General features: G+C 39.9%; 8 protein-coding genes. All 8 read right to left on the bottom strand.

The window, feature by feature from the left end:
- Positions 1 to 113: 113 nt before the first annotated feature.
- Positions 114 to 446 carry a 50S ribosomal protein L22 gene (gene rplV / locus KKH91_01200; GenBank protein MBU0951431.1) on the bottom strand — a complete coding sequence of 111 codons (333 nt, stop codon included), beginning with the start codon at positions 444 to 446 and terminating at the stop codon, positions 114 to 116.
- A 16-nt stretch (positions 447 to 462) separates the two neighbouring features.
- Entirely contained in the window at positions 463 to 750 is a 288-nt protein-coding gene (gene rpsS / locus KKH91_01195; GenBank protein ID MBU0951430.1) for a 30S ribosomal protein S19, read from the bottom strand.
- Positions 751 to 754: 4 nt separating this feature from the next.
- Complete coding sequence (rplB, locus tag KKH91_01190; GenBank protein ID MBU0951429.1) at positions 755 to 1,582, bottom strand: 50S ribosomal protein L2; 828 nt, start codon at positions 1,580 to 1,582, stop codon at positions 755 to 757.
- An 11-nt stretch (positions 1,583 to 1,593) separates the two neighbouring features.
- A complete protein-coding gene (locus KKH91_01185; protein ID MBU0951428.1) occupies positions 1,594 to 1,884 on the bottom strand; it encodes a 50S ribosomal protein L23 in 291 nt (96 codons plus the stop codon).
- 11 nt (positions 1,885 to 1,895) lie between these two features.
- A complete protein-coding gene (gene rplD / locus KKH91_01180; GenBank protein MBU0951427.1) occupies positions 1,896 to 2,516 on the bottom strand; it encodes a 50S ribosomal protein L4 in 621 nt (206 codons plus the stop codon).
- 27 nt (positions 2,517 to 2,543) lie between these two features.
- Positions 2,544 to 3,263 (bottom strand): 50S ribosomal protein L3, encoded by a 720-nt coding sequence (rplC, locus tag KKH91_01175; protein ID MBU0951426.1) that lies wholly within the window; start codon positions 3,261 to 3,263, stop codon positions 2,544 to 2,546.
- A gap of 18 nt (positions 3,264 to 3,281) precedes the next feature.
- A complete protein-coding gene (rpsJ, locus tag KKH91_01170) occupies positions 3,282 to 3,605 on the bottom strand; it encodes a 30S ribosomal protein S10 (protein MBU0951425.1) in 324 nt (107 codons plus the stop codon).
- Positions 3,606 to 3,607: 2 nt separating this feature from the next.
- Positions 3,608 to 3,758, bottom strand: a 151-nt coding sequence (gene tuf / locus KKH91_01165; protein MBU0951424.1) for an elongation factor Tu, incomplete at its 5' end; no start/stop codon positions are given.

Genomic DNA, 3,758 nt, shown 5'->3' with positions numbered 1-3,758 from the left:
CGCCGGCTGTTCACGCAAATTAAACCATTTTGACGTCCAGTCTTCGATATAACCTAATCTGTTTGCTTTTGGTGATACTTTTTGTCCCATTTAAATCCGTCCTTTACATTTTATTAAATTTTTTTGTCTGCGACAATTATTATCAGGTGAGAAGTTCTGTGTTTGTATTGTGCCGCGCGGCCAAACGCCCTGGCGCGCCATCTTTTTAATGACGGGCCTCCGTTTACGTAACATTCTTTAACAAATACTCCGTCCATAGTTTTAAGCCTGCCTATGTTTGCCACTGCGCTTTTCAGCGTTTTCTCTATTAAAGTTTTTGGTGATTTTTGCGCAAACATCAATATTTTAAATGCTTCCTTTACAGGTTTTTTTCTGATTAAAGTAAGCATCTGTCCTATTTTTCTCGGTGCTATTCTGATAAAATTAGCTTTGGCTGTTGCTTCCATGGTTATCTTACCTCAATTATGTAAGTTCTGATGCTTCTTTTGTATGAGCTTCACCGTGAGACCTGAAAAATCTCGTCAATGAAAATTCTCCTAATTTATGCCCGACCATTTGCTCAGATACAAAAACTGGGACAAATTTCCTGCCGTTGTGCACACCGATGGTGTGGCCTACAAATTCAGGAATTACTACACAATCCCGAGACCAGGTGCGAACCATCTTTTTTTCGCCTGATTGATTTAATACTTGAATCTTTTTATACAAGTGCGGGTCTATAAAAGGCCCTTTTTTCGATGATCTTCCCATTAAATTATTCCTTGCTCCTTTGTCTTACTACTACCCAGTCCCACATTTTTCTTCTGCGGGTTTTATATCCTTTTGAAGGGACGTTGCTGTACGAGCGCGGCTGGTTATTACCTTTTGATTTGCCGCGGCCGCCGCCATGCGGATGGTCAACCTGGTTCATAGCTGTACCTCTGGTAACTGGCCTGAAACCCAAATACGAGGACCGGCCCGCTTTGCCAAGAGTTATATTTTCATGATCAATATTGCTGATTTGTCCTATCGTAGCCATGCACCGAATTAAGAAAAGCCTTATTTCTCCTGAAGGCATTCTTATGCTTGCATATTTTCCTTCTTTTGCCATTAATTGTGCTGATGTTCCCGCGGATCTGACCAGTTTTGCTCCGCAGCCGGGCAATAGTTCTACATTGTGTATTGTGGTACCAATGGGTATATTTTCAAGAGGCAATGCGTTACCATCCTTTATTTCTGCATCCGGGCCAGATATGACTTTATCGCCTTTTTTTAAATTTAAAGGCTGAATAATATATCTTTTTTCTCCGTCTTCATATTCCAGCAGCGCAATCCTTGCTGACCTGTTCGGGTCGTATTCAATATCGAGTACCTTTGCCGGTATCCCTGTTTTATCTCTTTTAAAATCAATTATTCTATAATACCTTTTATGCCCGCCGCCGCGATGAAGCGTCATTATTTTTCCGGTATTATTCCTGCCGCCGGATTTCTTCAATGCTTCAATAAGGCTTTTTTCCGGTTCATCTTTAGTTATGTCCGAATTAGTAGTCGTCGTTATGAATCTTCTTACTGGCGTATAGGGTTTGTATGTTTTTATTGGCATCTCTTCTTCCTTTATTTCGTCTCTTCGGCTATTTTAATTTCCTGACCCGGGGCAAGCTTTATTATCGCTTTTTTCCAATCCGGCCTGTAACCTGAATACCTGCCTACTCTGCGGACTTTTCCGTGAACAATCATGGTATGCACTTTTTTTGCATCTACATCAAACAATTCTTTCACTGCTTGTTTTATCTGAGGTTTCGTAGCCTTTTTGTCAACCAAAAAAACATACTTATTTTCTTTTTCTCTTAAAATTGTTGTACGTTCGGTAATTATCGGCTTTTTGATTATATCATATGCATTCATTTTTATCTCCGTTAATTTTTATTAGTAAACTGATTAAATGCATCTTCAACGAAAATCACTTTTCTAGCCCAGAGAACCTTATAAGCATTTAAAAAATTCACTGGGATAAGTTCGAGATTTTCAATATTCCTTGAGGCCAGCCTTAAATTTTTTTCAGCTTCTTTAACAACTAACAAAACGTTTTCCTTTTTGACGTTTAATTTATGAAGAATCTGCTGAAGTTTTTTCGTTTTACAATCTTCTATTTTCAAATCCTTTAATAATATAAGTTCATTTCCTTCGATTTTTGATTTTACCGCCATACCCAGAGCTGCCTGCAATTTCTTTTTTGGTAAATATTGCCTGTAGGATCTGGGCTTCGGGCCAAACACAACTCCGCCTTTGCGAAAAAGAGGAGATCTATTAGAACCCGCCCTGGCGCGGCCTGTATGCTTCTGGTTCCAGGGCTTTGCTCCGCCGCCGGAAACTTCCGCTTTTGTTTTTGCACAGGCATTGCCTTTTCTCTGGTTTGCAAGGTACGCAATCACAACTTCATGAAGCAATACACTTGAAATTTTTACATCTGAAAGGCCGGAAGCAACAGCTTTCTCTTCTAATTTCTCGCCAGTTGAATTGTATAGTGTAACATTCATATTTTATTCCTTTTTAACACCAATGTCTTACTTTTTCTTTTTGTCTGGAGCTTCTTTAGGCGCTTTGCCTTTGCCTTTAGGTTTAGCTCTTTCCTGGGCAACGAAAACTTTTGGTTTCACTTTTCTTGTTGTCTTTCTTATGATTAAAATTTCATTATTCGGACCGGGAACTGAACCTCTTAGCAACAATATATTTTGTTCCGGTAAAATATTCACTACCATCAGCCTTTGGATAGTTGTTGTTTCATCGCCCATATGGCCTGCCATTCTGGTGCCTTTTTTTACTCTCTGCGGCCTTTGAGACCCGATGGCTCCGGGTGAACGCTGATTTTCAGATTGCCCGTGCGTTGCCGGGCCTCCTCTGAAATTATGCCTTTTCATTACACCTGCAAAACCTTTACCCTTTGAAACTCCTGTTACGTCAACAAACTCGCCTTTTGTGAATATGTCAAGTTTTATTTCCTGCCCTACTTGTAAACCTTCAGGTTTGTCAATTCTGCACTCTCTTATCCATCTATGCGTTTTTACATTTGCTTTCTTGTAAAAACCCATCAAGGGTTTATTCACGTTTTTTTCTTTGCAATCGCCGTAAGCGATCTGTACGGCATCATATCCGTCTTTTTCTTTTGTCCTGATGTTTAATATCGGACAAGGGCCCGCCTGTATCAACGTTACAGGAACAATATTCCCCTGCTCATTAAAAATCCTTGTCATTCCCCGTTTAATTCCCAGTATTTCATTTATCATAGTTTTACTCAGTCTCTTTTATAATTTGATTTCTATATCTACTCCTGACGGAAGTTCCAGTTTCATAAGTTCTTCGACAGTCTTGGGAGTAGGCTCTATTATTTCCACAAGTCTCTTGTGGATTCTTGATTCAAACTGCTCGCGTGATTTTTTATCTACATGAGGCGACCTTAAAACACAATATTTTTTTATCTGTGTCGGAAGCAAAACCGGCCCCGATATACTTGCGCCTGTGCGTTTAGCCGTATCTATTATTTTTTTAATAGAATCATCCAGCATTTTGTGTTCGTACGCTCTTAATCTTATCTTTATTTTTTGTGAAAGTGTTTGTGGTGTACTCATAATTATTCAATAATCTCCGTTACCACGCCTGCCCCTACTGTGTGGCCGCCTTCCCTGATTGCAAACCTCAACTGCTTCTCCATCGCTATCGGCGTCAATAACTCTACATCCATTATCACATTGTCCCCGGGCATTACCATCTCCACTCCCTGG

The sequence above is a fragment of the Elusimicrobiota bacterium genome (assembly GCA_018816525.1).
Taxonomy (GTDB): Bacteria; Elusimicrobiota; Endomicrobiia; order CG1-02-37-114; family XYA2-FULL-39-19; genus OXYB2-FULL-48-7.
The sequence above is the reverse complement of the archived record's forward strand: the minus strand, read 5'-3'. Positions and strand labels throughout refer to the sequence as shown.